Origin of the sequence: Pseudomonas sp. AOB-7 (assembly GCF_003696305.1) — a bacterium.
Classification (GTDB): domain Bacteria; phylum Pseudomonadota; class Gammaproteobacteria; order Pseudomonadales; family Pseudomonadaceae; genus Aquipseudomonas.
Genome location: NZ_RFFK01000001.1, coordinates 568,393 through 592,009, shown reverse-complemented (window position 1 = coordinate 592,009; position 23,617 = coordinate 568,393). Strand labels below are relative to the sequence as shown.

At 64.7% G+C, this 23,617-nt stretch carries 23 protein-coding genes; 9 read left to right on the top strand and 14 right to left on the bottom strand.

What is annotated here, in order from left to right; translation table 11 throughout:
• Positions 1 to 48: 48 nt before the first annotated feature.
• On the bottom strand, positions 49 to 783 hold the full coding sequence (locus EA796_RS02805; protein WP_122107669.1) for a sulfite exporter TauE/SafE family protein: 735 nt from the start codon (positions 781 to 783) through the stop codon (positions 49 to 51).
• A gap of 177 nt (positions 784 to 960) precedes the next feature.
• Between EA796_RS02805 and EA796_RS02800 the strand changes: the two genes are divergently transcribed.
• A complete protein-coding gene (locus EA796_RS02800; RefSeq protein WP_122107448.1) occupies positions 961 to 1,866 on the top strand; it encodes an EamA family transporter in 906 nt (301 codons plus the stop codon).
• A gap of 37 nt (positions 1,867 to 1,903) precedes the next feature.
• Here the strand turns inward: EA796_RS02800 and EA796_RS02795 are convergent, their stop codons facing one another.
• On the bottom strand, positions 1,904 to 2,185 hold the full coding sequence (locus EA796_RS02795) for a peptidylprolyl isomerase (RefSeq protein WP_021445077.1): 282 nt from the start codon (positions 2,183 to 2,185) through the stop codon (positions 1,904 to 1,906).
• A 164-nt stretch (positions 2,186 to 2,349) separates the two neighbouring features.
• On the opposite strand from EA796_RS02795, the gene EA796_RS02790 reads away from it, so the two are divergent.
• The gene (locus EA796_RS02790; protein ID WP_021445078.1) at positions 2,350 to 2,691 is read left to right on the top strand and encodes a hypothetical protein; all 342 of its coding nucleotides are present in this window, start codon (positions 2,350 to 2,352) and stop codon (positions 2,689 to 2,691) included.
• 48 nt (positions 2,692 to 2,739) lie between these two features.
• On the opposite strand, the gene EA796_RS02785 is transcribed toward EA796_RS02790, so the two are convergent.
• Positions 2,740 to 3,105 carry an STAS/SEC14 domain-containing protein gene (locus EA796_RS02785; RefSeq protein WP_021445079.1) on the bottom strand — a complete coding sequence of 122 codons (366 nt, stop codon included), beginning with the start codon at positions 3,103 to 3,105 and terminating at the stop codon, positions 2,740 to 2,742.
• 158 nt (positions 3,106 to 3,263) lie between these two features.
• On the opposite strand from EA796_RS02785, the gene EA796_RS02780 reads away from it, so the two are divergent.
• Positions 3,264 to 4,103 carry a CAP domain-containing protein gene (locus EA796_RS02780; protein WP_122107447.1) on the top strand — a complete coding sequence of 280 codons (840 nt, stop codon included), beginning with the start codon at positions 3,264 to 3,266 and terminating at the stop codon, positions 4,101 to 4,103.
• An 8-nt stretch (positions 4,104 to 4,111) separates the two neighbouring features.
• Here EA796_RS02780 and EA796_RS02775 read toward each other — a convergent pair whose 3' ends face one another.
• Positions 4,112 to 4,699 (bottom strand): NAD(P)H-dependent oxidoreductase, encoded by a 588-nt coding sequence (locus tag EA796_RS02775; protein ID WP_021444528.1) that lies wholly within the window; start codon positions 4,697 to 4,699, stop codon positions 4,112 to 4,114.
• A 153-nt stretch (positions 4,700 to 4,852) separates the two neighbouring features.
• Between EA796_RS02775 and EA796_RS02770 the strand changes: the two genes are divergently transcribed.
• Positions 4,853 to 5,161: a putative quinol monooxygenase gene (locus EA796_RS02770; protein ID WP_122107446.1), complete on the top strand. Its 309-nt coding sequence runs from the start codon at positions 4,853 to 4,855 to the stop codon at positions 5,159 to 5,161.
• A 122-nt stretch (positions 5,162 to 5,283) separates the two neighbouring features.
• Here EA796_RS02770 and EA796_RS02765 read toward each other — a convergent pair whose 3' ends face one another.
• From EA796_RS02765 to EA796_RS23540, 3 genes are all read right to left on the bottom strand, one after another.
• Entirely contained in the window at positions 5,284 to 7,293 is a 2,010-nt protein-coding gene (locus tag EA796_RS02765; RefSeq protein ID WP_122107445.1) for a U32 family peptidase, read from the bottom strand.
• Between the two features lie 123 nt (positions 7,294 to 7,416).
• Positions 7,417 to 7,896: a serine protease inhibitor ecotin gene (eco, locus tag EA796_RS02760; RefSeq protein ID WP_122107444.1), complete on the bottom strand. Its 480-nt coding sequence runs from the start codon at positions 7,894 to 7,896 to the stop codon at positions 7,417 to 7,419.
• Positions 7,897 to 8,193: 297 nt separating this feature from the next.
• Entirely contained in the window at positions 8,194 to 8,607 is a 414-nt protein-coding gene (locus EA796_RS23540) for a phage infection protein (RefSeq protein WP_371921452.1), read from the bottom strand.
• 786 nt (positions 8,608 to 9,393) lie between these two features.
• Here EA796_RS23540 and EA796_RS02750 point away from each other — a divergent pair.
• The 4 genes from EA796_RS02750 to EA796_RS02735 all read left to right on the top strand — a co-directional run bounded on the left by EA796_RS02750 (position 9,394) and on the right by EA796_RS02735 (position 13,603).
• Positions 9,394 to 10,053, top strand: a complete 660-nt coding sequence (locus tag EA796_RS02750) for a twin-arginine translocation signal domain-containing protein (RefSeq protein ID WP_122107443.1) — start codon at positions 9,394 to 9,396, stop codon at positions 10,051 to 10,053.
• A gap of 51 nt (positions 10,054 to 10,104) precedes the next feature.
• The gene (locus tag EA796_RS02745) at positions 10,105 to 10,425 is read left to right on the top strand and encodes a rhodanese-like domain-containing protein (RefSeq protein ID WP_021446310.1); all 321 of its coding nucleotides are present in this window, start codon (positions 10,105 to 10,107) and stop codon (positions 10,423 to 10,425) included.
• Positions 10,426 to 10,535: 110 nt separating this feature from the next.
• On the top strand, positions 10,536 to 11,279 hold the full coding sequence (locus EA796_RS02740) for a class I SAM-dependent methyltransferase (protein WP_122107442.1): 744 nt from the start codon (positions 10,536 to 10,538) through the stop codon (positions 11,277 to 11,279).
• A 125-nt stretch (positions 11,280 to 11,404) separates the two neighbouring features.
• Positions 11,405 to 13,603 carry an OsmC domain/YcaO domain-containing protein gene (locus tag EA796_RS02735; RefSeq protein WP_122107441.1) on the top strand — a complete coding sequence of 733 codons (2,199 nt, stop codon included), beginning with the start codon at positions 11,405 to 11,407 and terminating at the stop codon, positions 13,601 to 13,603.
• A gap of 162 nt (positions 13,604 to 13,765) precedes the next feature.
• On the opposite strand, the gene EA796_RS02730 is transcribed toward EA796_RS02735, so the two are convergent.
• The 3 genes from EA796_RS02730 to EA796_RS02720 form a co-directional block, all read right to left on the bottom strand.
• Entirely contained in the window at positions 13,766 to 14,296 is a 531-nt protein-coding gene (locus tag EA796_RS02730; protein ID WP_122107440.1) for a transposase, read from the bottom strand.
• A 70-nt stretch (positions 14,297 to 14,366) separates the two neighbouring features.
• Complete coding sequence (locus EA796_RS02725) at positions 14,367 to 14,666, bottom strand: hypothetical protein (RefSeq protein WP_122107439.1); 300 nt, start codon at positions 14,664 to 14,666, stop codon at positions 14,367 to 14,369.
• A gap of 150 nt (positions 14,667 to 14,816) precedes the next feature.
• On the bottom strand, positions 14,817 to 15,518 hold the full coding sequence (locus EA796_RS02720) for an FMN-dependent NADH-azoreductase (RefSeq protein ID WP_122107438.1): 702 nt from the start codon (positions 15,516 to 15,518) through the stop codon (positions 14,817 to 14,819).
• A 119-nt stretch (positions 15,519 to 15,637) separates the two neighbouring features.
• Between EA796_RS02720 and EA796_RS02715 the strand changes: the two genes are divergently transcribed.
• Positions 15,638 to 16,537: a LysR substrate-binding domain-containing protein gene (locus tag EA796_RS02715; protein ID WP_122107437.1), complete on the top strand. Its 900-nt coding sequence runs from the start codon at positions 15,638 to 15,640 to the stop codon at positions 16,535 to 16,537.
• A gap of 680 nt (positions 16,538 to 17,217) precedes the next feature.
• On the opposite strand, the gene EA796_RS02710 is transcribed toward EA796_RS02715, so the two are convergent.
• From EA796_RS02710 to EA796_RS02700, 4 genes are all read right to left on the bottom strand, one after another.
• A complete protein-coding gene (locus EA796_RS02710; RefSeq protein WP_122107436.1) occupies positions 17,218 to 17,958 on the bottom strand; it encodes a DUF4145 domain-containing protein in 741 nt (246 codons plus the stop codon).
• Between the two features lie 11 nt (positions 17,959 to 17,969).
• Entirely contained in the window at positions 17,970 to 18,551 is a 582-nt protein-coding gene (locus EA796_RS23025; RefSeq protein WP_147459025.1) for a hypothetical protein, read from the bottom strand.
• Positions 18,552 to 18,613: 62 nt separating this feature from the next.
• Positions 18,614 to 19,864 (bottom strand): ribonucleotide-diphosphate reductase subunit beta, encoded by a 1,251-nt coding sequence (locus EA796_RS02705; protein WP_122107435.1) that lies wholly within the window; start codon positions 19,862 to 19,864, stop codon positions 18,614 to 18,616.
• Positions 19,865 to 20,336: 472 nt separating this feature from the next.
• Positions 20,337 to 23,243 carry a ribonucleoside-diphosphate reductase subunit alpha gene (locus tag EA796_RS02700; RefSeq protein WP_122107434.1) on the bottom strand — a complete coding sequence of 969 codons (2,907 nt, stop codon included), beginning with the start codon at positions 23,241 to 23,243 and terminating at the stop codon, positions 20,337 to 20,339.
• Positions 23,244 to 23,617: the final 374 nt, after the last annotated feature.

Below are 23,617 nucleotides of genomic sequence, written 5' to 3'. Positions count from 1 at the left end.
GCGCCGCCAGCGTCGCGGCTGAGGTCGCTCCTGCAGGGGCGATGAGGGCTACAGATTGCGCCAGATCAGCTGCACGCCGGCCAGCAGGATGCCCAGCCGGGCGATGCGGTAGAACCACTGGTGGTTGACCCGCGACTGCAGCCACAGGCCGCTCCACACGCCGAGCGGCACTATGGGCGCGAGCATCAGGCTCAGCAGCAGGTTGTCCCGGCTGAACTGGCCCAGGGCGGCGTAGGGCAGCAGCTTGGCCGCGTTGGTCAGCAGGAAGAACAGGTTGATGGTGGCGACGAAACGCAGCTTGTCCAGCTGTTGCGGCAGCAGGTGCATCATCACCGGCGGCCCGCCGGCATGGGCGACGAAGCTGGTGAAGCCGGCCAGGCTCGACAGCAGGGTGCCGCGGCCCTTGTGCAGCGGCCGCGGCGCCTGGTTGCCGGCGAGCAGGCCGAGGGCGACGAAGCCCACCGCGATCACCCCGATCAGCAGGCCGATGCTGCGCTCGTCGAACAGCTCGAAGGTCAGCGCACCGATGACGATGCCGATCAGCGCGCCGGGCAGCATCACCCTGAGGTTGGCCGCGTCCCACTTGCCCCAGTAGGCCTTCAGCCCCACCACGTCGGCCAGGCAGAGGATCGGCAGCATGATCGCCACCGCCTGCTTGGGCGAGGTGGCCAGCGCCAGCAGCGGCACGGCGATGCCGCCCAGGGCGCCGCCGAAGCCGCCCTTGGACAGCCCGGTGAGGAAGATCGCCGGCAGGGCGAACAGGAGGAAGTCGGACAGGCTCATGGCAGCGGCCGCGGCGAAGGAGGGCGCAGGGTAGCAAAGGGCGCGGCGCGGCAGAACGGCCAGCGGCACAGGACGGGCGATCAGCGCACTGTGTGGCGTTTTTCCGCGCTCACTGTGTCTGCCGCGCAGGCTATGTGCTTGTTCTAATGGCCGCTCCCTGACCGCGAGGATTGCCCCATGTCGCCCAAAGATCTGCTGCTGGCGCTGCTGGTGATAGTCGTCTGGGGCCTGAACTTCGTGGTGATCAAGCTCGGCCTGCACGAGATGCCGCCGATGCTACTCGGCGCGCTGCGTTTCCTGCTCGCCGCCTTTCCCGCGATTCTCTTCGTGCGCCGGCCACAGGTGCCGCTGCGCTGGCTGCTGGCCTACGGCCTGACCATCTCGCTGGGCCAGTTCGCCTGCCTGTTCTACGCCATGCATGTGGGCATGCCGGCCGGGCTGGCCTCGCTGGTGCTGCAGTCGCAGGCCTTCTTTACCCTGTTCTTCGCCGCGCTGCTGCTGGGCGAGCGCCTGCGCGCGAGCAACCTGCTGGGCCTGCTGGTGGCAGCCGCCGGGCTGGCGTTGATCGGCCTGCAGGGCGGCCAGGCGATGACCCTGGCAGGCTTCGCCCTGACCATTGGCGCCGCCGCGATGTGGGCGCTGGGCAATATCGTCACGCGCAAGCTGGGCCGGGTGAACCTGGTCGGCCTGGTGGTCTGGGGCAGCCTGGTGCCGCCGCTGCCTTTTCTGGGGCTGTCGCTGTGGCTGGAAGGGCCGGCGGCGATCGAAAGCGCGCTGCGCGGCTTCGGGGTGGAGGCGCTGCTGGTGCTGGCCTACCTGGCGTTCGCCGCGACCATTCTCGGCTATGGCCTGTGGAGTCGCCTGCTGTCGCGCTACCCGGCCAGCCAGGTGGCGCCGTTCTCGCTGCTGGTGCCGGTGGTGGGCATCGGTTGCGCGGCGCTGCTGCTGGGCGAACGCCTGGGCGCGCTGCAACTGGTCGGCGTGGCGCTGGTGATGGGTGGGCTGCTGATCAATGTGTGGGGCGGCAAGCTGCTGGAGCGGCTGCGCCTGTGGCGGGCGCAGGGGGCGGCGGGGCTGGAGTGACGGCGTCGGCCGGGGGCCGACGCCAGCGCCGCGCGGATCAGTCCTGGCGGCTGGTGACTTCCAGCAGGTGGTAGCCGAACTGGGTCTTCACCGGGCCCTGGACCACGCCGACCGGCGCGCTGAACACCACGGTGTCGAACTCCTTGACCATCTGGCCCGGGCCGAAGGAGCCCAGGTCGCCGCCGTTGCGGCCGGACGGGCAGGTGGAGTTGTCCTTCGCCAGCTGGGCGAAGTCGGCGCCGCCTTCGATGGCGGTTTTCAGTTCGTTGCACTTGTCTTCGCTGGCAACCAGGATGTGACGGGCAGTGGCGCGGGCCATGGGAATACCTCCGTTTGATTGAGGGGCAGAGCCTAACCGAATCGACCGGCCAAGCAAACGCCGCTGCCGCCTGTCCTGTGTCTGCAGCCTGTCGACTAAACTGTTGTCCAATGGCCTAGCCGCGGGCGGCGGGCTTGTGGCACCCACTTTCAGGAGGTCCGGATATGAATACCTTGACCATCGAAGGCTGGCGTAAGGGCAACGGTGAGCAGAAATCCACGCCCATCGGCACCTTTCACTTCCGCGTCAGCGAGGCCGATCACCTACGCCTGGAACGCGCCGAGGAAGAGCTGCAAAAGAGCGGCGGCAAGGACATGATGGTCGATGCCGACATGGCGGCGATGGAGCTGGTCACCCCGGCCGAATGCGGCCCGCTGTCCGATTGCCAGTGGCGGGTCTACCTCAGTGGCGAAGACCGTCGCGGCCAGTTCCACCTGGTCGGCCACCGCGCCAGCGACGGCAGCCTGGTCTACAGCAACGCGGTGATGGTCGACCAGCTCGGCTGATGCCGCCGCGGCCCGCGCTGCCGGATCGCCTCCGGCAGCGCGATGCCTTCACTGCTGCAGCCAGGCCTCGGCTTCCGCCTCGCGGATCGAGTCGAATGCCTTGATCGTCAGGCCGGGAATCAGCGCGCCTTCCATTTGGCTGGCGGTACGCAGCCACTGCTGATCGGCCACCACCGCCACGCGGTCGAACTGGCGGATAAAGCGCAGCAGCTGCGGGATGCGCGCCAGCTCGACGCCCACCGCGCCCAGGGTCGGCCACTCGAAGTTGCCGATGCGATAGAGCATGCGCCCGTGCTCGATACCTTCGGCGGCCTGGGTCAGCTCGTCGAGGGCGGCGCGCATGGCGTCGCTGTCCAGTTTGCCGGCGAAGTCCACATCGAGGCGCTGGTCGCCGTTGCGGGTTACCTTGAACATGGCGGTTCCTCCGTGAGGGATGGGACTATCACCATACGCCCCCTGGCGGCGCAGGGTAATGGGGCGGCCGATAAGCGCGCTGCGCCGCCGCCGGGGGGTAGGCCTGGACGGCGGTAATCGCGCATCATCTGTGCCGTCGGCTTGTTAAGGAGAGTTCCATGCGCTTGTCCCTTTCTGCACTGGTTCTGGCACTGGGCCTGTTCGCCGCGGCGGCGCAGGCGGCCGAGGAGGGTGCGCTGGTCGAGGCGATCAACGCCTATCGCGGCGAGGTGCAGCGCTGCGGCGTGCACGCCTCCGAGCCGTTGCCGCCGCTGGCCAGCGATGCGCGTCTGCTGCTGCCGGCGGCCGGCACCGGTGATCTGCAGCAGGCCTTGAGTGCGGCGGGCTATCCGCTGGTCAACGTGCAGGCCATCAGCCTGTCCGGCCCGCGCGATGCGCAGGCGGCGATGCAGGCGCTGGCGGAAAGTTTCTGCCGGGTGCTGCTCGACCCGCAGTTCGTCGACATCGGCGTCAGCCGCGCCGAGCGCGACTGGCGCATCGTCCTGGCGCGACCGCTGCTCAGCGGCCGCCTGGGCGATTGGCAGGCCGAGGGGCAGAAGCTGTTGGAACAGATCAACGCCGCCCGTGCCCAGGCGCGCCAGTGCGGCGGCCAAAGCTTCGTCGCCGCCGCGCCGCTGGCCTGGAACGCCGAGCTGGGCAGCGCCGCCGAAGCGCACAGCCGGGCCATGGCCAACGGCAACTTCTTCGCCCACCAGGGCCGCGACGGCCGCACCCCCGGCGACCGCGCCGAACTGGCCGGTTATGCCGGCGGCCAGATTGGCGAGAACATCGCCGCGGCGCTGGATACGCCGGCCAAGGTGGTCGAGGGCTGGCTCGCCAGCCCCGGGCACTGCGCCAACCTGATGCACCCGCAGTACCAGGACCTCGGCGCGGCCTACGCCAGCGACCCGCAGAGCGACGCGGGGATCTACTGGACGGCGCTGTTCGGCGGGCGCTGAGCCGGGGCTCAGTGGACGCCGAACACCTCGGCCAGATGCTGCTGGTAGCGGGCCACGTCGCGCTCGATATCCGGCTGCTTCATCACGTCGGTGCTGAGGAAGGTCGGCAGGGCAGTCATGCCGAGGAACTGGTTGGCCTTGTGGAAGGGGAAGTACACCGCGTCCACGCCCTTGCCTTCGAAGAAGTCGCTGGGGTCGTCGAAGGCCTGCTGCGGGGCGTTCCAGGTCAGCGACAGCAGGTACTGCTTGCCCTGCACCAGGCCGCCGCTGCCGTACTTCTGCGAGGCGTCGGAGCGGGTGCGGCCGTCGTTGGCGTAGAGGCTGCCGTGGCCGGCGGTGAACACCTCGTCGAGGTACTTCTTCACCGTCCAGGGCGCGCCCATCCACCAGCCGGGCATCTGGTAGATCACCACGTCGGCCCAGAGGAATTTCTCCACCTCTTGCGCGACGTCGTAGCCGCCATCGATGAAGGTGGTCTTGATATCGAACCCGGCGCGGTCGAGGAAGGCCGCGGCGGCCTCGTGCAGGGTGGCGTTGTACTGGCCGTTGGAATGGGCGAACTGCTTGCCGCCGTCGAGCAGAAGGATGTTTTTCATGGCTGTCTCCGCAAAAGAATGGCGGCAGGTTAGCGGCGCACCCGCGCGGGAAACAGAGTGGGTCAGGCAAATGATTGTTGAGTGAAAGGCACGAATGCCCGGATTTATACTGCGTTAGAGTGCGGCAAACAACGCTTTTGCAGGAGGTCTTGCATGCACGCCTTTATCCTTCACGCCCACACCAGACCGGAGCAGGCCGAGGCCTTCGAGCGCCTGTTCCGCGCCCATGTCGAGCCCAGCCGCGCCGAGCCCGGCTGCATCGAGTACCACATGCTGCGCGACGCGCAGGACCCCACGCTGTTTATCTTCTACGAGGTCTGGGCGTCGCCGGAGGCGTTCGCCGAGCACACGGCGCTGCCGCATATGCGCGCATTCCACGAGAAGCGCATGGACTACCTGCGTCGTGATTTCGAGGTTCGCCAGATCGAGATGCTTAGCCCGGCGGGTGCAGCGCGCGCCTAGTTCGCGATCTGTAGGAGCCAGCTTGCTGGCGACTGTTGTGGTAGCCCGGAGGCAATCCGGGACATACAGGCGCATTCCCCCCGGATTGCATCGGGGTTATCGGGGAACAGGCGAGGCCGGGCTCAGTGGCTATAGCCCGGCTTTTGGCGGATGGTCTTGAGCAGGTCGTCCGGGCTGATCTGGCCGACCACCTGGGTGGCGGCGCTGCCAGGCTGCGGCAGGCCGAGGATATGCCCCTTCATCTTGCCGACCACGTGCATCTCGCACGGCTTGCAGTCGAACTTCAGGGTCAGCACCTCATCGCCGTGGATCAGCTGCATCGGCGCGACGCGGGTTTTCACGCCGGTGACGCCCTTGGCCTGCTTGGGGCACAGGTTGAAGGAGAAGCGCAGGCAGTGCTTGGTGATCATCACCGGCACCTCGCCGGGCTCCTCGTGGGCCTCGTAGGCCGCGTCGATCAGCTGCACGCCGTGACGATGGTAGAAGTCGCGGGCCTTCTGGTTGTAGACGTTGTAGAGGAAGCTCAAATGCGCCTCCGGATAGACCGGCGCAGGAATGGCTTCGGCCTTGCGACTGCCGCGCGGATGGGCGGCGACGCGCGCCGCGGTCAGCGCCTCGATGGCCTCGCGGCGCAGCGCCTTGAGCTGCGAGTTGGGCACGAAGAAGGCCTGCGGCGCGTCCAGGGTCACGCCCTGGGCATGGTAGATGGTGGTGCCGAGCTGGGTGAGCAGGTCGCGCAGGCCGTCCAGCGCCTGCTCCGGCTTGTTGGCCGGGCCGAAGGGGCCGGGCAGGGCGACCTCGACGCTGACGCCTTCCTCGCTGGTGGCGGTCAGTTTCAACTGCTGCTCGCGCAGCTCGGCCTGCCAGCTGACGCCGATACGGCGTTCGGCGCTGGTACGTTGCAGCGCCTGCTGCCAGTTGTGGTCGAGGTTGCGCGACAACGGATGATTCGGGCGCAGGCGGAAAAGCCCCTCGGGCATCTCGTTGGGCTCGACGCGGTAGCGGTAGCGCTTCTCGCCTTCTTCCTCGAACTCGCCTTTTAGTTCGGCGATATTGGCGCGAAAACCCACCACCTCGCGCTTAACCAGCACGTTGAGGCCGTCGCCGTTGGACAGTGGCTCATGGGTGACGGCGATCAGGTCGCGCTTGCCCACCTTCTCGACATGACCAACGGAGAGCCCGGTAAAGGTCGGCGAGTCGAAGGCGCCGATGTCCACCTTGCGCTCGGTGACGAAATAGTCGGTGCTGCCGCGGTGGAAGGTCTTGTCCGGATCGGGCAGGAAGAAGTGCGCGGTGCGGCCGCTGGAGGCGCGGGCCAGGTCCGGGCGATCCTCGAGGATGGCGTCGAGCTCCTTGCGGTAATGGGCGGTGATGTTCTTCACGTAGCCCATGTCCTTGTAGCGCCCCTCGATCTTGAACGAGCGCACGCCGGCCTCGACCAGGGCGCGCAGGTTGGCGCTCTGGTTGTTGTCCTTCATCGACAGCAGGTGCTTCTCGTAGGCGATAACCCCGCCTTTTTCATCCTTGAGGGTGTAGGGCAGGCGGCAGGCCTGCGAGCAGTCGCCACGGTTGGCGCTGCGCCCGGTCTGCGCGTGGGAGATGTTGCACTGGCCGGAGAAGGCCACGCACAGCGCGCCGTGGATGAAGAACTCGATGGCCGCGTCGGTGGCCTCGGCAATAGTGCGGATTTCCTGCAGGTTCAGCTCGCGCGCCAGCACCAGCTGGGAGAAGCCGGCCTGATCGAGGAACTTGGCCCGCTCCAGAGTGCGGATATCGGTCTGGGTGCTGGCATGCAGCTCGATCGGCGGAATATCCAGCTCCATCACCCCCATATCCTGCACGATCAGCGCATCCACACCGGCGTCGTAGAGCTGGTGGATCAGCTTGCGCGCCGGCTCCAGCTCGTCGTCGTGGAGGATGGTGTTGAGCGTGGTGAACACCCGCGCGTGGTAGCGGCGGGCGAATTCCACCAGCTCGGCGATCTCGCTCACCTCGTTGCAGGCGTTGTGCCGCGCGCCGAAGCTCGGCCCGCCGATGTAGATGGCGTCGGCGCCATGCAGGATGGCCTCGCGGGCGATGGCCACATCGCGGGCAGGGCTGAGCAGTTCCAGGTGGTGTTTGGGCAGGGACATGGCGTTTTCTTTTATCCGGCGGCACGGGCAAGGCGCGCATTGTAGCCGCCTGCCGGGCGCAGGGCACGCCGAGCTGCCGGGTGGTGGAGCCCGCCGTGGCGACGGGCTCTGAAACCTGGGGCCTTACTGGCGCGGAGCGGGGCTGGTAGCGGCTGCGGCCGACCAGACGCGGTAGCGCACCTCGACATCTGCCGGGGCGTAGATCACCAGCGGCAGCTTGCTGTTGTAGCGCACCAGCATGGGCTCGCCACCGACCTGGACGAAGGCCGGCTTGCGGCTGCCGTCGGGGCAGGCCATCAGGGTGCTGACCGCCGGGCCGACCTGGCCCAACTGGTAGTAGTTGTAGCCCCAGCCTTCGACCGTCTTCTCCTGCCACTGGCCGCCGAGGCGCTGCTGGTTGCAGTCCACCTCCAGGGTCTTGCCGGCGATCAGTTCCACCTTGTGCTCGGCCTCGTTGGCCTGCGCCGGCAGCTCGATGACATGGCGGGCGTAGCCGTCGGCGGCGGCCGGGTAGGGCTTGAGTGCCTCGGGCGTGGCGGCGCAGGCGGCCAGCGGCAGGGCGCAGGCGAGGAGGGCGATCAGCGGCAGTGGGTTCGCGTTCATAAGAGTCCTTGCTTCACAGGCCTTGTGGGCCGTCCGTTGAGGGAAAACCGCCGGGGCGGCGGCGCAGCACAGACCCTTCTGGATAGGCGAAGTTCCGGAGCTTGGCAAGACGGCTGGTCAATCGCACAGGGTTTTCCGCCGCGCAGTGCAATGGGCGCCTCGTGCGGCCTGGCGCGCCTCGTGAGCGTGGCCGCCGGCCGGCGGCGGATAAAAAAAGACCGGCTGATTGGGCCGGTCTTTTTCTGGCTGCAGTGGCGTTGTCGTCATGCGCTGGTCTCGATCATCAGGGGCGCTGGATCAGGCCACGCGGCGCTCGATCAGGCGATCCGAACCACCTTCGGCGACGCGGTTCTCGATCAGGCGATCCGAACCACCTTCGGCGACGCGGTTCTCGATCAGGCGGTCCGAGCCACCTTCGGCGACGCGGTTCTCGATCAGGCGGTCCGAGCCACCTTCGGCGACGCGGTTCTCGATCAGGCGGTCCGAGCCACCTTCGGCGACGCGGTTCTCGATCAGGCGGTCCGAGCCACCTTCGGCGACGCGGTTCTCGATCAGGCGGTCCGAGCCACCTTCGGCGACGCGGTTCTCGATCAGGCGGTCCGAGCCACCTTCGGCGACGCGGTTCTCGATCAGGCGGTCCGAGCCACCTTCGGCGACGCGGTTCTCGATCAGGCGGTCCGAGCCACCTTCGGCGACGCGGTTCTCGATCAGGCGGTCCGAGCCACCTTCGGCGACGCGGTTCTCGATCAGGCGGTCCGAGCCACCTTCGGCGACGCGGTTCTCGATCAGGCGGTCCGAGCCACCTTCGGCGACGCGGTTCTCGATCAGGCGGTCCGAGCCACCTTCGGCGACGCGGTTCTCGATCAGGCGGTCCGAGCCACCTTCGGCGACGCGGTTCTCGATCAGGCGGTCCGAGCCACCTTCGGCGACGCGGTTCTCGATCAGGCGATCCGAGCCACCTTCGGCGACGCGGTTCTCGATCAGGCGATCCGAGCCACCTTCGGCGACGCGGTTCTCGATCAGGCGATCCGAGCCACCCTCGGCGACGCGGTTCTCGATCAGGCGATCCGAGCCACCTTCGGCGATGCGGCTTTCGATCAGGCGGTCGGCACCGCCCTCGGCGACAACAGGTTGGGCGGAAGAAGCGGCGAATACGTTGGCTGCCAGTACGGAGAAAGCGAAGCTGAGGATGAGTTGGCGTTTCATGGTGGTGTGCTCCGGGGTGGTTGCTGCTTGGGTATGGAGCAGATGGTACGCAGGTGAATTTTTAAGAGAACTTCATTGACCTGATGGTAACTATCGATGCCGGCAATGGTCGGCGGCACATCCCTGGCGTCGGCCTGACAAGGCATCCTCGGCCCCGTCGCCGGCGGATCTCGCCTGGACAAGCGGCGCTCGGTGCCAGCGTCACGTCGCGGACGGCGAGCTAGACTGACTGCATTCGGGCTCGGGCTGCCGTGCTCGGCATGCCGGGGCGCTCCCGGCCAGGAGGCGGCGGTGGATAAACGGCAAAGGCCTGGCGCCGGCCTCACACGGCGTCACTTTCTCTATGGCGGCGCCGTGCTCGGCGGTGGCCTGCTGGCCGCGCCGGCCCTGGCGCAGCAGCTCTGTCGGCCCACGACCGGCGATATCCTCGGCCCCTATTACCGCTTCGGCGCGCCATTTCTGGCGCAGCTGGCCGGGCCGGAAGAGGCGGGCGAACGGCTGGTGGTCAGCGGCACGGTGCTCAGCGCGGACTGCCGCACGCCGATCGCCAACGCCCTGATCGAAGTCTGGCAGGCCAACGGCGCCGGCCTGTACGACACCCAGACCCCGGGCAACTACACCGACAAGGGCCGCTTTCATCTGCGCGGCATGCTCTACACCGACGCCCAGGGGCGCTACCGCATCGAGACGGTGATGCCCGGGCGCTACCCGGTGCCGCCGAACCTGCCGGGGCTGGAGCAGTACGGCGGGATCACCCGGCCGGCGCATATCCACTTCCGGGTGATGGAGGCGCTGCACGTGCCGGTGACCCTGCAACTGTACTTCGCCGGCGACCCCCATATCGCCGAGGACCCCTGGGCCAGCCAGCACCCGGACAACGTCATCGCCCTGGGGGCGGATGGCCAGGGCCGGCGCGGGACATTCGATATCGTGCTGGCCAGGGGGTTCTAGACCGCGCAGCGCCGCAGGCGGTGCATCTGTCAGCCAACTCGGAGGTGTGGCATGGGCCGGATCAGCAGTTGCGAATTGCTCGAGTGGCAAGCGGCGGGGCGCAGTTTCACCCTGCTGGATGTGCGCCGCGAGGCGGCACGGCTGACGGATGCGGCCGCCATCCCCGGCGCGCACTGGCATGCGCCCGAGACGCTGCTCGCCTGGAAGGATTCGGTGCCGCGGGATAGGCCGGTGGTGCTCTATTGCGCCCATGGCCGCGAAATCAGCCAGGGCATCGCCGCCACCCTCGAAGCGATGGGGCTCGATGCCCGCTACCTGATCGACGGCTTCGCCGGCTGGCGCGACGCCGGTCGGCCCACCGCGGCCCTGTAGCGCTCGGGCTTGCAGCCAGCGCTACCGCTCGCCGCCCTGCCGGTGCTTCCGGTGGCCGGCTTGGGCTATGATGCGCGCCCTCGAATCACCCGGTCCCACCCCAGGTCAGCATGTCCGGCAACGCCCTCTATACCGACCTGTCGGGTTACTACGATCTGCTCTGCGCCGATATCGACTACCAGGCGCAGAGCCACTGCGTGCATCGCCTGCAGCAGCTGTTCGGCAACGGCGGCACGCGCCACCTCGACCTGGCCTGCGGCACCGGCCCGCATGTGCGGCATTTTCTCGACGCCGGCTATGCGAGCGGCGGCCTCGACATCAATCAGCCGATGCTCGATAGAGCCGCCCTGCGCTGCCCGGAGGCACGCTTTGCCCGGCAGGACATGTGCGGCTTCAGCGCGGACGAGCCGCTGGACCTGATCACCTGCTTTCTCTACTCCATCCACTACAGCGCCAGCATCGAGCGGCTGCAGGCCTGCATCGCCAGCGTGCATGGCGCCCTGGCCGTCGGCGGGCTGTTCTGCTTCAACGCGGTGGACAAGCACAAGATCGACAACGCCTCGTTCGTCTGCCACAGCGCCGAGCATGCCGACGGCCAACTGCGCTTCGGCTCCGGCTGGCACTACCAGGGCGAGGGCGAGCGGCAGACGCTGAGGTTGCGTATCGAACGAACGGTGGCTGACGCGACCCAGGTCTGGCACGACGAACACCCCATGGTGGCGGTGAGCTTCGCCGAGCTGCAGGCGCTGCTGGCGCCGTACTTTGAGGTGCAGGTGCTGGAGCACGACTACCAGAAGCTGCTGCCCTGGGACGGCGCCTCCGGCAATGCGCTGTTCGCCTGCGTCAAGCGCTGAGGCCGCGCAGCGTTTTCCACCGGCGTGCCCACTGCGCCGATCCCCGCGCGGCGGCAAGACGAGACTTCCCGCGCAAAAGCCGGATAATGGCGGCCATTTCGTCTCGCTGCTGTCTGGTACCCCGCATGGAAATCAAGGTCAACTTTCTCGACAACCTCCGTCTCGAAGCCAAGTTCGATGACTTTACGGTGATTGCCGACCAGCCCATCCGCTACAAGGGCGATGGCTCGGCGCCGGGGCCGTTCGACTATTTCCTGGCCTCCTCGGCGCTGTGCGCGGCCTATTTCGTCAAGCTCTACTGCCAGACCCGCGACATCCCCACCGACAATATCCGCCTGTCGCAGAACAACATCGTCGACCCGGAAAACCGCTACCAGCAGATCTTCAAGATCCAGGTCGAGCTGCCGGCGGACATCTCCGAGAAGGATCGCCTGGGCATCCTGCGTTCCATCGACCGCTGCACGGTGAAGAAGGTGGTGCAGGCCGGCCCCGAGTTCGTCATCGAGGAGGTGGCCAACCCGGACGCCGATGCCCAGGCCCTGCTGATGCCGGCGCTGACCGCAGGCCCGGGCACGCGCATCCTCGGCAAGGACCTGCCGCTGGAGCAGACCATCGCCAATATGTCGGGCATCCTCGCCGAACTGGGGATGAAGATCGAGATCGCCTCCTGGCGCAACATCGTCCCCAACGTCTGGTCGCTGCATATCCGCGACGCCCAGTCGCCGCTGTGCTTCACCAACGGCAAGGGCGCCAGCAAGGAGAGCGCGCTGGCCTCGGCGCTGGGCGAGTTCATCGAGCGGCTGAACTGCAACTTCTTCTACAACGACCAGTTCTGGGGCGAGGAAATCGCCAACGCGCCCTTCGTGCACTACCCCAACGAGCGCTGGTTCAAGCCGGGGCCGAAGGACGCGCTGCCGGAAGAGATCCTCGACGAGCATTGCCTGGCCATCTACAACCCGGACGGCGAGCTGCGCGGCTCGCACCTGTACGACACCAACTCCGGCAACAAGGCGCGCGGCATCTGCTCGCTGCCCTTCGTGCGCCAGTCCGACGGCGAGACGGTGTACTTCCCCAGCAACCTGATCGAGAACCTGTACCTCAGTAACGGCATGAGCGCCGGCAACACTTTGGTCGAGGCGCAGGTGCAGTGCCTGTCGGAAATCTTCGAGCGCGCGGTCAAGCGCGAGATCCTGGAGAACGAGCTGGCCCTGCCGGACGTGCCACAGCAGGTGCTGGCCAAGTACCCGGCCATCCTCGCCGGCATCCAGGGTCTGGAGGAGCAGGGCTTTCCCGTGCTGGTCAAGGACGCCTCGCTCGGCGGTGAATTCCCGGTGATGTGCGTGACCCTGATGAACCCGCGCACCGGCGGCGTGTTCGCCTCCTTCGGCGCGCACCCGAGCTTCGAGGTGGCGCTGGAGCGCAGCCTCACCGAACTGCTCCAGGGGCGCAGCTTCGAGGGCCTCAACGACCTGCCGCAGCCGACCTTCGAGAGCCAGGCGCTGACCGAGCCGAACAACTTCGTCGAGCACTTCATCGACTCCAGCGGCGTGGTGTCCTGGCGCTTCTTCAGCGCCAGGGCCGACTACGAGTTCGTCGAGTGGGACTTCTCCGGCCACGGCGAGGACTCCAACGCCCAGGAGGCCGCGACCCTGTTCGGCATCCTCGAAGACATGGGCAAGGAGGTGTATATGGCGGTGTACGACGACCTCGGCGCCAACGCCTGCCGCATCCTGGTGCCGGGCTACTCGGAAATCTACCCGGTCGAGGACCTGATCTGGGACAACACCAACAAGGCGCTGCTGTTCCGCTCCGACATCCTCAACCTGCACAGCTTGAGCGACATGCGCCTGAGGAGCCTGCTCAAGAGCCTGGAGCAGTGCGAGGTCGACGACTACACCGACATCACCACCCTGATCGGCGTCGAGTTCGACGACAACACGGTATGGGGCCAGCTGACCATCCTCGAGCTCAAGCTGCTGATCTACCTGGCGCTGAACAAGTTCGACGAGGCCAAGGAGCTGACCGAGGCCTTCCTCCAGTACAACGACAACACGGTCGAGCGCGGCCTGTTCTACCAGGCGCTCAACGTGGTGCTGGAAGTGCAGCTGGACGACGAGCTGGACATGGCCGACTTTGAGCCCAACTTCCGCCGCATGTTCGGCCACGAGCGGATGGACGCGGCCATCGGTTCGGTCAATGGCAGCGTGCGGTTTTATGGCCTGACCCCGACCAGCATGCAGCTCGAAGGCCTCGACAAGCACCTGCGCCTGATCGACAGCTACAAGAAGCTGCACGCGGCGCGGGCCAGGGCGGCTGGACTGTAACACCAAGGGACTTGAGGGGGAGCTGAACACGCGCTACGAACGATCATGCCGAGCCTGGCGTAGGGTGGATGACGCTCTTTTCATCCACCATTGGGGCGGCGGTAATCGGGCGTCCTGGTCATGTAGAGTGGAAAACCGCGCGGCGTTTTCCACCACAGCCCTTCATTCCCCAAAGCCCTGATCCTCAGGCGAGGGGCCTACGCACCAGTCCCTGTCGTAAATCCCCATTGCCACCGCCCGGTGAAAGCTCGAATAGGGCCAGTTCGCCAGGCGCTCGACGTGGCCGTGTTTCAGCGGGTTGTAGTGGATGTAATCGAAGTGGCGCTGGTAGTCCCGTTCGTCGCGGATCAGATGTTCCCAATAGCGCCGCTGCCAGATGCCACGTTCCCCCCGTCTGCGCTGCGTCGCAGTGGTGGGTTCGGTGGCCGGCAAGCGTTTGGCGAAGGCGAACTTGATCACCTTCCAGCGCAGGGCAAAGTCGGCATCGTCGGGTGGCAGCGTCCACAGGCAGTGCATATGCTCGGGCAGTACCACCCAGGCGTCGATATGGAAGGGATGACGTGCCCGAGTAGCGCGCACCGTCTCGCGCAACAGGTCGATTTCGCGAATCAGCAGATCGCTGCTGCGATCGCGCAGTTTGACGGTGAAGAAGTAGGTGGCGCCGGGAGCGAGGGCGCGGCGGTAGTCGGGCATGGCGGCTCATCCTTGAGCGGTGGGATGCTTGAACCATGGTGGACAAGCTTCGCGTTGTCCACCCTGCGAACTATTTGACGCTGTCCAGGCGTTTGTCGGTGAACACGCAGACCACCCCGGCGCGGTTGTGCATCACCTCGTGGTTGAAGTCGCAGTAAGCGGCAGCAACGCTGAGCGCCGCTTGCTCGCTGATCAGCTGGTCGTTGTCCGGGCGGAACCAGGCCATCTGCCCGGCCTTGCAGCGCTCGGCCTGCGGATCGGTGTTGTAGATGCACAGCTTGTTGGTGACATCTTCCTGTTCCTTGTCGAAGCAGGCCGTCAGGGAAAGAGCGGCAGCGCTGAGCAGGCAGAGGCGGGTGAGGGTATGCATGTGGGGCTTCTCCGCAGTGATTAAGTCGTGCGGCTTAGGGGAGCAAAGGTGCAGAAGGTTCCCTAGGCCGATTGCGCCGAGTGTGCGGGTGAGAATCCCGTCGTTGTTCGAGCCGGCGCCGAGTGTTGCCCGGCGCCGTTGTCTGGAGTCTCAGGCCGGTTCCGCGACCCGCTCAGTCTGCAACTCCCGCTGCAGTTCCACCACCAGCGCATCGACCCGACTCAGCGCCTGCGCCACCGAGGTGGCCAGCAGCTCGCCGCCCACTTCCTGGCCCTCGATGGCGATCTGGTGCACGCGGGTGATGCCGATAAAGCCGAGGGCGGTGATCAGGCTCGACTCCAGGTGGTTCATGTGCGCCATCGCCCCGCCGGCGTCGAAGCCGACCCCGCCGCGGGCGCTGAGGATCACGGCGTGCCGCGGCCGGTCGGACAGCAGCGGTACATAGGGATCGAGCGGCTTGCTGGCGTCGAAGGCCACGGTTCTGTCGGTGCGCACTATCTGGTCGATCCAGGCCTTGAGCGCGGCCGGCATGCTGAAGTTGTACAGCGGCGCGCCGATCACCAGCACGTCCGCGGCGATCAGCTCGTCGATCAGCCGGTCGCTCTCCGCCAGGGTGTCGCGCATCCACGGCTCGCGCTGCGGCTCCGCGGTGAAGGCGGCGGCGATCCAGTCGTGGTCGATGAAAGGTGGCGGGTTCTGGCCGATGTCGCGGTAGGTGAGGCTGTCCTGTGGGCGGCGGGCCCGCCACTGGCCAACGAAGTGCTGGCTGAGGTGGCGGCTGTGCGAGCCGTGCAGGTCCTTGCCGGCGAGGCCGGGGCGGGCGCTGGCGTCCAGGTGCAGGATGTGGGGCATGTCGCGTCTCCTTTACGAAGTTGAACTCATCTGTGTTTCGCAGCAGAATCAGGCTAAGTTGCGCCTGCATTGGCGACAAACGACGATTATTTTCCGTTACGGATGAGAAGGGTTCATGTATGGCGCAGCGCTGGTTACCTTCGCTATCGGCCTTGCGGGCCTTCGAGGCGGCCGCGCGCCACGAGAGCGCCAAGCGCGCCGCCGAAGAGCTCTCGGTGACCGCCACGGCGATCAGCCACCAGATCCGCGCACTGGAGGAATCGCTCGGCGTCGCGCTGTTTCTGCGCAAGCCCAGGCAGCTCGAACTGACCGCCCAGGGCCGCGAGCTGCGGCAGACGCTGGAAACCGCCTTCGACAGCATCAGCGCCACGGTCGAACGGCTCAGCGCGGTGCCCAGTCGCCAGGCCATCACCCTCAGCACCACGCCCGCGGTGGCGATGCGTTGGCTGCTGTCCTGGGTCTGCCTGCTGCGCGAGGCCCACCCGACCATCGACCTGCGCATCCACGCCTCGCACGAGCCGGTGGCGCTGGATGGCGTCACCGCGGACATCGCCATCCGCTACGGCGACGGCCGCTGGCCGGGGCTGGTGGCGGAGAAGCTGTTCGACAACAGCTTCATCCCCACCTGCAGCCCGCTGCTCGGCCTGCACGATGCCGCCGAGCTGCCCAGGCATTCGCTGATCCACTTTCGCAACCAGGCCGCGGTTTCCTCGCCGCTGGACTGGGCCCTGTGGCAGAAGCAGGCCCAGGTGCCGGGGCTGGACGTCAACGCCGGGCTGGTCTTCTCCGACGAGACCCACGCCGTCTCGGCCGCCATCGGCGCCCAGGGCGTGGCGCTGATGAGCCGCCAGCTGATCGAGGACGAGCTGAGGGAAGGGCGCCTGGTGCAGCCCTTCGGCCCGGAAATTGAGGGCAAGCCGTTCTTTCTGGTGTACCCGGAAAGCCGCAGGAACGATCCGACCATACGGGCGGTGAGGGATTGGGTGATGGCGGTGCCGGGTGGGTTGTGTACCTTGTAGGCTGCTGAGTTAGGGACGCTCCGAAATAGTCGTCATTGCCGCGCAGGCGGGACAGCGGCTTTATCGCTGAACAGCGCTTGCGCTGGCCCGAAGGGGAATAATCCAGAACTTCCGGAGTAACTGGGCTCCCGCCTTCGCGGGAGTGACGGTATATCGCCTTTCCAGAACTTCCCTAGAGGTGACTTTGGTAGTGCAAGGGGGGGCGATTTTTCATCCGCCATTTGGGGGATGGCTATCCCTTTACGCCTTTCGCCGCATCCATGCGGCTCACCCCCTGCGCAACGATTCCGCTCGGCCTCCTGAAGGGGCGTTTGGCGTCGTCTGCGAGATTGTGGATGGAAAAGCAAAAGCCGAATGCGACAGTTATTGCCGGAGGTGGTTTGGTTATCACGGTGGACAAGCTTTGCGTTGTCCACCCTACAGGACCGCAATCCTGTGTTCGGGCGTCCAGATCGTAGGGTGGATGACGCTTTTTTCATCCACCATCAGCGGTTATCCGGGCTACTCGCTTTCTCCCACACGCGGAGCGTGGGAACGATTCATGAGATACGGAGCGCAGCGGAGTAACAGCCGAAGGCTGGCCCGAAGGACGAGCGAAGCGAGTCAAGTGACTCGCCGTAAGGGCGAAACAAGTATGCGAGGGTGGCGGAGAAAATAAATTTCCCTTTTTCTTTCCTGTGCTACAGCGGGTGTTGTGTTAGTTTTGCTATGTATAAAAGTTCTTCAATTAGCGCTCGATAGATTATGCGAACATTCTTGATGTCGCTTTTTCGGCAGTTATATGTTATACGGTGCGCTGATAGGTTGCCGAGCTCCCGATAGGAGTCAATGTCTTTCTTTGATTCGGGAGATAGACCGATTTCTTTTCTTGACGTTGCTTTGTTGATTAGTGTCTTCAGGTTGTTGTAATTGCCTTCTTGGTCTTTGGCTTGTTCGCCTAGCCCAGTTTCTTCGAAGCAATGAATTAGTAGTATTTCTAACAGGCGCCTCATCATGAGGGAGCAGGCATCAAATAAATTGTTTTCGTAGCATGAGTTTATTTGTTGAGCAATTTTTATCAGGTAAGGTCTTTTGGTGTTCGTGAAAAGTATTTCTGGAAGGATCGAGTCGTCAGAAATAATTTCTTCGATGTCTGTTATGTCTGGAATCTCAAGCTTTATTTCGCTTCGTCTTTTAGGGGCTAGGCGAAAAGAGTTTTCTTGAGCTCCTTTAACAAACGACCGTGATTTTCTAATCTTCGATAGTAGACGGCTTGAGTTTGGTCGGGCAAAGCCTAGCGCAGTTAATACTGCGCTAAGGTCTTTTGCTTCAATCTCAGATTGATCCTTGTTTTCCGAAAAGTAGAAAGCGAGATATTCAGCTTTCTCAAGCTCAGTTCTGTCGTGTAGTTTTGCGATATTGGCGAAAACTTCTAGCTTCAAGGGCTAGGTTCCTATTCGTTGGACTTGCCATTCAACTGTGCTAGCAGTTTTCCAGCCTCTTCTACACCTGGAATAGTCAGCTTGCATGTTTTGGATGAGGAACCTTTTTTCCCATCCAGAAGAATAAATTCCTTTGCGTTTTTAAGGATTCCGGCGAAGTTTGAAGCGTCAAGACAGCTTTGTTCTTGGCAAAGCTGTCTGATTTCTTGCATGGGGACTTCGTTAATGCCTAGAGACCGTTTTCCCCAAAGGTAGACCAGTGCAGCATTAACTGTTTTTTTCGCAAGAGTGCCGCCGGGGATCCGTTTAAGCACCCTGACCTGATCGCCCTCCATATGAAGAACCCGATTGTACGTATCTGATGGATTCGCGGATGCAGGCTCTTCTTCTGTTGGCGCCTCTAGCAGAAGTTGGGGGCGCGGGGGCGACGGTTGATGCCCAACGATGGGGGCGTCAACCGTTCTCCTCGTCAAAGTGTCCAAGATGGCTTCTTTGAAGCTATTGATTTGCTCGGAGACGAACCCTTCGGAACCAGTAATCTCAAAGATTCCGTCACGGATAGAAAGATGAAACCTGGCTTCGTTACTACTCACTTGCTATTCCCTCAGTAAATGCTAGGTACAAGGCTCGCGGTCAATCGGCCCGTCTTCGTTACTCAATCCCAGCTCAACGCCCCACCAGTCTGATACTCGATCACGCGGGTCTCGAAGAAGTTCTTCTCCTTCTTCAGGTCCATGATCTCGCTCATCCACGGGAAGGGGTTGGTGGTGCCCGGGTATTCTTCCTTCAGGCCGATCTGGGTCAGGCGGCGGTTGGCGATGAACTTGAGGTAGTCCTCCATCATCGCGGCGTTCATGCCCAGTACGCCGCGCGGCATGGTGTCGCGGGCGTATTCGATCTCCAGCTGGGTGCCCTGCAGGATCATCTGGGTCGCTTCGTCCTTCATCTGCGCGTCCCACAGATGCGGGTTCTCGATCTTGATCTGGTTGATCACGTCGATGCCGAAGTTCAGGTGCATGGACTCGTCGCGCAGGATGTACTGGAACTGCTCGGCGACGCCGGTCATCTTGTTGCGGCGGCCCATGGAGAGGATCTGGGTGAAGCCGCAGTAGAAGAAGATGCCTTCCAGCACGCAGTAGTAGGCGATCAGGTTGCGCAGCAGTTCCTTGTCGGTCTCCACGGTGCCGGTGTTGAACTGCGGGTCGGAGATGGCGCGGGTGTACTTCAGGCCCCAGCTGGCCTTCTTCGCCACGCTCGGGATCTCGTGGTACATGTTGAAGATCTCGCCTTCGTCCATGCCGAGCGATTCGATGCAGTACTGGTAGGCGTGGGTGTGGATCGCCTCTTCGAAGGCCTGGCGCAGGATGTACTGGCGGCATTCGGGGTTGGTGATCAGGCGGTACACGGCCAGGGCCAGGTTGTTGGCCACCAGGGAGTCGGCGGTGGAGAAGAAGCCGAGGTTGCGCATGACGATGCGGCGCTCGTCCTCGGTGAGGCCGTCGGCGCTCTTCCACAGGGCGATGTCGGCGTTCATGTTGACCTCTTGCGGCATCCAGTGGTTGGCGCAGCCGTCGAGGTATTTCTGCCAGGCCCAGTCGTACTTGAAGGGCACCAGCTGGTTGAGGTCGGCGCGGGCGTTGATCATGCGCTTCTGGTCGACCTGCACGCGGGCGGCGGAGCCTTCCAGTTCGTCCAGGCCTTCCTGGATGTCGAGCTGGTCGAGCGCGGCCTTGGCGCGGGCGACCGCGGCGCTGTCGTCGGCGGCGACGGCGCGGGCTTCGTGGGCGGCGGCGTCGCCGGCCTGGTCGAGCTTGTCGAGGCTCAGGTCCGCGACCTGCGGGTTGTGCTTGCTTGCGGCGGCTGCTTCGGCGCCGTCTTCCTTGTCGAATTCATCCCAGCTCAGCATGGCTTGGCTCCTGCGTGAGGGCCGGTGAAAGGCCGGCCTGTATGGATATACAGATGTTTTGATTATGTTCCGTTGCGTACAGCGCGCAAGGGCAAAACGGGTACCGCTGGTCAGGGCGGCGGCGGGTGGCCTGCCGCTCTGGCCGGTGCCCCTCGACCCGGTGGGGAGAAGGGGCGGGAATTGGTGGGGAGGGGCTGTTCTGGTTGCTGTAGCAGCGGGTCGTTCCGCGAGATGCGCGGCTGAAGCCGCTCCTACAGGGCGCAATAGAACAGCTTTTTCCTCTCCCTAACCCTCTCCCGCAAGCGGGAGAGGGGATGTCGCTATAGAGCTTTATCAGACCTTCGAGCGCGTAGCTGAGCGAGTGAGCGCTAGGCGCCTGGTAGGTCGGAGCCCCTGAGCGTACGACTGTACGTGATGGGGGCCGACCTGCCAGGCAACAACGCGCGCGCCGCTCAGATCCGCGCGTCTGCCATCACTGACAAGCTTCGCAGTCCGGCTCGTCGATGGCGCACGCCTTGGGTACCGGGGCCGGCGCCGGGGCGGCTTGCTCCGGGGCCTTGGCCGGTGCGGCGCTAAGGCCGCTGTCGCCACCGCTGGACACCGCGTTGAGCTTGCCGGTGTTGATGGTGGACTTCTCGGTGCTGGTGGCGGCCAGGGCACGGAGGTAGTAGGTGGTCTTCAGGCCACGGTACCAGGCCATGCGGTAGGTCACGTCCAGCTTCTTGCCGCTGGCGCCGGCGATGTACAGGTTCAGCGACTGGGCCTGGTCGATCCACTTCTGGCGGCGGCTGGCGGCGTCGACGATCCACTTGGTCTCCACTTCGAAGGCGGTGGCGTAGAGGTCCTTGAGGTCCTGCGGGATGCGCTCGATCTGCTGCACGGAGCCGTCGTAGTACTTCAGGTCGTTGACCATGACGCTGTCCCACAGGCCGCGGTTCTTCAGGTCGCGCACCAGGTAGGGGTTGATCACGGTGAACTCGCCGGAGAGGTTCGACTTCACGTAGAGGTTCTGGTAGGTCGGCTCGATCGACTGCGACACGCCGGTGATGTTGGCGATGGTCGCGGTCGGCGCGATGGCCATGATGTTGGAGTTGCGGATGCCTTTCTGCACGCGCTCGCGCACCGGCGCCCAGTCCAGCGACTCGGTCAGGTCGACGTCGATGTACTTCTGGCCGCGGGCCTCGATCAGGATCTGCTGCGAGTCGAGCGGCAGGATGCCCTTGCTCCACAGCGAACCCTCGAAGGTGGAGTAGGCGCCGCGCTCGTCGGCCAGGTCGCAGGAGGCCTGGATGGCGTAGTAGCTGACCGCTTCCATGGACTTGTCGGCGAAGTCGACGGCGGCATCGGAACCGTAGGGGATGTGCTGCAGGTACAGCGCGTCCTGGAAGCCCATGATGCCCAGGCCGACCGGGCGGTGCTTGAAGTTGGAGTTCTGCGCCTGCGGCACGCTGTAGTAGTTGATGTCGATGACGTTATCGAGCATGCGTACAGCGGTCTTGACGGTCTTCTCCAGCTTGGCGGTGTCCAGCTTGCCGTCGACGATGTGGTTGACCAGGTTCACCGAACCCAGGTTGCACACGGCGATCTCGTCCTTGTTGGTGTTCAGGGTGATCTCGGTGCACAGGTTGGAGCTGTGCACCACGCCCACGTGCTGCTGCGGGCTGCGCAGGTTGCACGGGTCCTTGAAGGTCAGCCAGGGGTGGCCGGTCTCGAACAGCATCGAGAGCATCTTGCGCCACAGGTCCTTGGCGGCGATGGTCTTGAACAGCTTGATCTTGCCGTACTCGCAGAGGGCTTCGTAGTACTCGTAGCGCTCCTCGAAGGCCTTGCCGGTCAGGTCGTGCAGGTCCGGCACTTCGCTCGGGCTGAACAGGGTCCAGGGGCCGTCGTCGAACACGCGCTTCATGAACAGGTCGGGAATCCAGTTGGCGGTGTTCATGTCGTGGGTGCGGCGGCGGTCGTCGCCGGTGTTCTTGCGCAGCTCGAGGAATTCCTCGATGTCCATGTGCCAGGTTTCCAGGTAGGCGCACACCGCGCCCTTGCGCTTGCCGCCCTGGTTGACCGCCACGGCGGTGTCGTTGACCACCTTGAGGAAGGGCACGACGCCCTGGGATTTGCCGTTGGTGCCCTTGATGTAGGAGCCCAGCGCGCGCACCGGGGTCCAGTCGTTGCCCAGGCCGCCGGCGAATTTGCTCAGCATGGCGTTGTCGTGGATGGCGCTGTAGATGCCCGACAGGTCGTCCGGCACGGTGGTCAGGTAGCAGGACGACAGTTGCGGACGCAGGGTGCCGGCGTTGAACAGGGTCGGGGTGGACGCCATGTAGTCGAACGAGGACAGCAGGTTGTAGAACTCGATGGCGCGGTCTTCGCGGTTCTTCGGCTCTTCGATGGCCAGGCCCATGGCCACGCGCATGAAGAAGATCTGCGGCAGCTCGAAACGCACGCCGTCCTTGTGGATGAAGTAACGGTCGTACAGGGTCTGCAGGCCCAGGTAGGTGAACTGCTGGTCGCGCTCGTGGTTGATCGCAGCGCCCAGCTTGGCCAGGTCGTAGCCCTTGAGCTTGGCGTCGATCAGCTCGAACTCCACGCCCTTTTCCACGTAGGCGGGCAGCGCCTTGGCGTACAGCTCGGCCATTTCGTGGTGGGTGGCGCTGGCGGCCACGCCGAGGAAGCTCAGGCCTTCGGCGCGGATGTTGTCCATCAGCAGGCGGGCGGTGACGTAGCTGTAGTTCGGTTCGCGCTCGACCAGGGTACGGGCGGTCATCACCAGGGCGGTGTTGACGTCCTTCTCATTGACGCCGTCGTAGAGGTTTTTCAGGGTCTCGCGCTCGATCAGTGCGCCGTCGACTTCGGCCAGGCCTTCGCAGGCTTCGCTGATGATGGTCTGCAGGCGGCCCATGTCCAGCGGCTGCAGGCTGCCGTCGGCGGCGGTGATGCGGATGCTCGGGTGCGGCTGGGCGATTTCGCCGGCGCTGGCGTTCTTGCGCTTGGCGGCCTGGGCTTCGCGGTAGATCACGTAGTCGCGGGCGACCTTCTGCTCGCCGGCGCGCATCAGGGCCAGTTCGACCTGGTCCTGGATCTCTTCGATATGGATGGTGCCGCCGGACGGCATGCGGCGCTTGAAGGTGGCGGTGACCTGCTCGGTCAGGCGCGCGACGGTGTCATGGATACGCGACGAGGCGGCGGCGGTGCCGCCTTCCACTGCGAGGAACGCCTTGGTGATGGCCACGGTGATCTTGTCGTCGGTGTAGGGGACGACGGTGCCGTTACGTTTGATCACGCGCAGCTGGCCGGGCGCGGTGGCGGCCAGATCCGGGGTGGAATCGGCGCCCTGCGGCACGCTGGCCGGCGAGTTCTCGCGAGAAGTGTCGGTATGCATGAGATTCTCCACGTTTCTAGTTTATTTAGGCACGGCAAAAAAGTCCGTGCTCATTCCATTGTCGAACCCCATGTGCGGAAAGGCCGCCCATGGAGGGGAAGTACCATTTTGGTGCGAAGGCGCATGTGGCTGACCAGCTCCTGGGCTTCCTTGTATGCGGGGGGTGGTCATTGATACCTGACCACAATCCCTAGTGTTCTGCTGTAACGAAAGCACTCACACAGATGACGCTAAAAAATCCGCAGCTGCGCACTTGGGCTATGTCAGCGTTCAGTGCTGTCGGTGACGGAGAAGAGCTGCACTTTGCGTGCCGGAAAAGTCTCCTTGTGAGATGCCTTTAGAGGAAAGGCATGTCCGTGATGAAGACAAGCTAG

Coding starts and splice junctions, on each gene's coding strand:
- EA796_RS02705 (WP_122107435.1), bottom strand. CDS start 19,864: ATGCTGAGCTGGGATGAATTCGACAAGGAAGACGGCGCCGAAGCAGCC.
- EA796_RS02730 (WP_122107440.1), bottom strand. CDS start 14,296: ATGCCCGACTACCGCCGCGCCCTCGCTCCCGGCGCCACCTACTTCTTC.
- EA796_RS02795 (WP_021445077.1), bottom strand. CDS start 2,185: ATGGCCCGCGCCACTGCCCGTCACATCCTGGTTGCCAGCGAAGACAAG.
- EA796_RS02715 (WP_122107437.1), top strand. CDS start 15,638: ATGGCGCAGCGCTGGTTACCTTCGCTATCGGCCTTGCGGGCCTTCGAG.
- EA796_RS02770 (WP_122107446.1), top strand. CDS start 4,853: ATGCACGCCTTTATCCTTCACGCCCACACCAGACCGGAGCAGGCCGAG.
- EA796_RS02735 (WP_122107441.1), top strand. CDS start 11,405: ATGGAAATCAAGGTCAACTTTCTCGACAACCTCCGTCTCGAAGCCAAG.
- EA796_RS02800 (WP_122107448.1), top strand. CDS start 961: ATGTCGCCCAAAGATCTGCTGCTGGCGCTGCTGGTGATAGTCGTCTGG.
- EA796_RS02780 (WP_122107447.1), top strand. CDS start 3,264: ATGCGCTTGTCCCTTTCTGCACTGGTTCTGGCACTGGGCCTGTTCGCC.
- eco (WP_122107444.1), bottom strand. CDS start 7,896: ATGAACGCGAACCCACTGCCGCTGATCGCCCTCCTCGCCTGCGCCCTG.
- EA796_RS02725 (WP_122107439.1), bottom strand. CDS start 14,666: ATGCATACCCTCACCCGCCTCTGCCTGCTCAGCGCTGCCGCTCTTTCC.
- EA796_RS02775 (WP_021444528.1), bottom strand. CDS start 4,699: ATGAAAAACATCCTTCTGCTCGACGGCGGCAAGCAGTTCGCCCATTCC.
- EA796_RS02785 (WP_021445079.1), bottom strand. CDS start 3,105: ATGTTCAAGGTAACCCGCAACGGCGACCAGCGCCTCGATGTGGACTTC.
- EA796_RS02720 (WP_122107438.1), bottom strand. CDS start 15,518: ATGCCCCACATCCTGCACCTGGACGCCAGCGCCCGCCCCGGCCTCGCC.
- EA796_RS02700 (WP_122107434.1), bottom strand. CDS start 23,243: ATGCATACCGACACTTCTCGCGAGAACTCGCCGGCCAGCGTGCCGCAG.
- EA796_RS02790 (WP_021445078.1), top strand. CDS start 2,350: ATGAATACCTTGACCATCGAAGGCTGGCGTAAGGGCAACGGTGAGCAG.
- EA796_RS02805 (WP_122107669.1), bottom strand. CDS start 783: ATGAGCCTGTCCGACTTCCTCCTGTTCGCCCTGCCGGCGATCTTCCTC.
- EA796_RS02765 (WP_122107445.1), bottom strand. CDS start 7,293: ATGTCCCTGCCCAAACACCACCTGGAACTGCTCAGCCCTGCCCGCGAT.
- EA796_RS02740 (WP_122107442.1), top strand. CDS start 10,536: ATGTCCGGCAACGCCCTCTATACCGACCTGTCGGGTTACTACGATCTG.
- EA796_RS02745 (WP_021446310.1), top strand. CDS start 10,105: ATGGGCCGGATCAGCAGTTGCGAATTGCTCGAGTGGCAAGCGGCGGGG.